This window comes from Microvirga arvi (assembly GCF_016892765.1).
Classification (GTDB): domain Bacteria; phylum Pseudomonadota; class Alphaproteobacteria; order Rhizobiales; family Beijerinckiaceae; genus Microvirga; species Microvirga arvi.
Map to the genome: position 1 here is coordinate 1 of NZ_JAFEMD010000145.1, position 3,232 is coordinate 3,232.

Here is a 3,232-nt window from a genome sequence, read left to right on the forward strand (position 1 = left end):
TGGGCCTGGCTTAGGTGCGTCATGGCGCGACACCTCCGTGTCTAAGACAACGCACAAGGCCCGGCTGTAGTATTAGTTGCTAGGACTGATCTCTCAATTGCTTACCTGTATTCGGCAGGCGACTGCAGCCACTCAAGCTTCTTGGGAATGGCAATCCGCACGCTTTGTTAACCTTAACTTAGTAATTGATGGATTAAGGTTAATACATCGACCTGATCGAGCCAGGCGTTCGAGTGAAATGGTCAAACAGAACACGTTGGTAAGCCTTTTTTGAAGGCAAGGCATGATGCCCCGGCCAGCGTCTCGGCGAAAGTCCGGATGTCATATGAGCAGCGGATCGAGATTCTCTCGAGGCATGATGCCACTCCGCTGGGTCGGTTAGATCCCGACATTCCCTGAAAATCACATCATTTTAAGGAATGAAGCTCGTGTCTTCGATCAACACCAATCTCTCCGCCATGACCGCCCTGCAGTCGCTCAAGTCGACGCAGAGCAACCTCAGCAAGACGCAAAGCCAGATCTCCACCGGCCTGCGGGTCGGCGAGGCTTCGCACAACGCCTCCTACTGGTCCATCGCCACCCAGATGAAGTCCGACAACGGCGCGCTCAGCGCGGTCAAGGACTCGATCAAGCAGTCCAAGGCGACGATCAACACCTTCACCTCGGCGATCGACAAGACGCTGACCTACCTCAACAAGATGAAGGAAGGTCTGGTCGCCGCCGCCCAGCCGGGCGTCGATTTCGCCAAGATCCAGACCGAATTCGACGCTCACATCGCCGGCATGAAGAGCGCAGCGGCATCCGCTCAGTTCAACGGCCAGAACTGGCTCACCAAGGGCACGGATACTGATGTGGTTTCGCCCTACAACGGTTCCGGCAATGCGGTCGGCATGCTGACCATCAAAACAAGTGAGACGCAGCTGTTCGCAGACGCCGCTGCCGGCACTGGTGGTCTGCTTGGGGATGTTGCGGCCGTAAGACTCTTCTCGCCAGCCGGGTATGATCCTGACGGAGCTGGTCCAACTACTCCGCTTGCTGCTGACGACTCTGCAACCGCGGCAGAGATCGCAGGCTTCCTTGTGGACGTCGACACCGCCATCGCAGATGTGACCAAGGCTTCGTCGATGCTGGGCGCGAACAAGGCTCTGCTGGAGACGCAGGAGGAGTTCATCGCCGCTCTGTCCGACAACGTGACCGCCGGCGTCAGCGCCTTCGTGGATGCCGACATGAACGAGGCCTCGACCCGCAATCAGGCGCTGCAGACCCAGCAGCAACTCGGTGTGCAAGCTCTCTCCATGGCTAACCAGAACAGCCAGATGATCCTCAAACTCTTCCAGTAAGTCTTATCCCATGCGCCTCGGCTGAGGGTCCACCGACTCCCCTCAGCCGAGGCCATAGCGCTCTAAGCCGGAGGTCCCACCATGACCCCTCGGTTAGGGCGTTTTCTCCTGCACGAACTCGCCCCTGAATTTCGCATAAGGGCCGGTATGGAACCGCTCTGAAACAGCTACGGATTTTTTACCCTAGCCGTTCTAGAACGAGTGCGCCGGGTGCGTAGCGTATTCGCCCGATCAGTTCCATTGCCCCCAGGCATGGAAGACGCCCTGGCTGAGGTCCATGAACTTCCTTGGCCGGGGCGTTTTATTGTGGCCGCAGGCGAATGTCCGACAGGTCCCTACCGAGCCAAGCCTCACACCAGCATCACGGCCTAAAAGGGTCAGGTCGAACCACCGGGCCTTTGCATCTGCCACGCGAGGCCACAGGCGCGAGACTCCAACCTTCAGCCGCTGAACGCAGCGGCCTTTTTCTTGCCTTGCGCACGCGTGAATCCGCACCGCGAATTTCGCGTAAAGGGATGTATGGAACTCATCATTGGCAGCGGAGATGCTAAGACCGCCAGAGACGGCGGGGGACTATCTCCGGCGGTCCGACCGCCGATACGCCGGGGGCTACATTCGACGGTCATCCTCACGGTAGCATCCGGCAAAACGGTTGAAATCTGCCCTTAGTCCAGCGACCGGCTAGACCTTGGTCCGTGGTGTCCAGCCGCGGTCGCGAATTTCGCATAACACCCATTCTGAAAAGCCGCTCAGCCGTGGGCGTGAGCCGACAAGAGCCGGACGCGACCGGCTGAGCGCGCGAAGCAGGAGATCGACTACGGCCGGCGCGCCAAAGGCTATATCTTTGGTGCGTTTCGTCCCGCAATCGGTGAAGCCTTCACGCATCCGTATCCCGGACGGGGCGGAGCGCACTGGGTCGACTTCCTGGAACGGGTTGAGACCTGGATCCCGCGCACAACCGAACGGGTGTACGCGATCATGGATAACCTGAGTTCGCATCGCACGACGGACGTGCTGCTGTTCCTGCTGGCGCATCCACGCTGGAAGATGGTGTTCCAGCCCAAGTACGCGGCGTATCTCAACCTGATCGAGCCCTGGTGGAAGATCCTGCGCTCCCTCGCATTAGCGGGTCGGCGCTTCGAGACCTGGGAGGAGATCGCCGATGCGATCCACTGCTCGACGGTCTACTGGAATGCGCACCGTCATCCGTTTGTCTGGGGCAGGCGCCGCCGGCATCGGCCGCGCCGCTCGCCCGGCATCGCTCTCCTGCCCAAGGCAGCATGACTTACCGGATGCACCACTTAAACATATCAACAAAGTCTTATCGAGGTCCCGTTGAAGCAGAAGCTGTTCCTGTTAATTAGTTGTTCGTTACCGTGAATAGGGTAGTTGCGTATGTTTAGGGGGACATGATGTCGAGGGGGCAGAGACCCGTAGATCAGCGCGTGCACCCAGCTCTCTGGAGGGGAAAGTCTATCTCAGTGACGGCACTGCATTGTCGTGCAAGATCAGAGATCTCTCTGCCAGTGGCGCAAGAATTGAAGTTTAGGAAAACGCAAGGTTGCCGGACACGTTTGACCTCGTGATTTTCGAGATCAAATTCCGTGTTTGCCCGTCCAGACTGCGGTGGCGCAATGGTACCTAGATCCTCGACACAGTGATTTTGACGGGTTGGCCTGCCGTCTCTTGAGCCGACACTTCGACTCGGTGCGGGATCTGCGAGTGGATCGAGCCCCATCGGATAGGGCCCCGGGAGCGGGTGCGAGATCCGCCACGAGCTTGGCGGTGTCAAACGGTCATAATCACTGTGTCGAGGATCTAGAGGCTGTTATGGACCCGTCTTGAGGTCACCGCCGTTCTGGCAGAATGACCTCTGCTCGCAACCCTTACCC

The 3,232-nt window shown here is 58.7% G+C and carries 1 protein-coding gene and 2 pseudogenes; all 3 read left to right on the plus strand.

Annotated features, from left to right (window positions below; genetic code table 11):
- Nucleotides 1-428: 428 nt before the first annotated feature.
- Nucleotides 429-1,340 (plus strand): flagellin N-terminal helical domain-containing protein, encoded by a 912-nt coding sequence (locus ILT44_RS30075; protein WP_204243275.1) that lies wholly within the window; start codon nucleotides 429-431, stop codon nucleotides 1,338-1,340.
- Between the two features lie 804 nt (nucleotides 1,341-2,144).
- Nucleotides 2,145-2,624 (plus strand): annotated as a pseudogene (locus tag ILT44_RS30080) (transposase); the annotation flags it as partial.
- 154 nt (nucleotides 2,625-2,778) lie between these two features.
- Nucleotides 2,779-2,889, plus strand: a pseudogene (locus ILT44_RS32100) (hypothetical protein); the annotation flags it as partial.
- Nucleotides 2,890-3,232 lie beyond the last annotated feature (343 nt).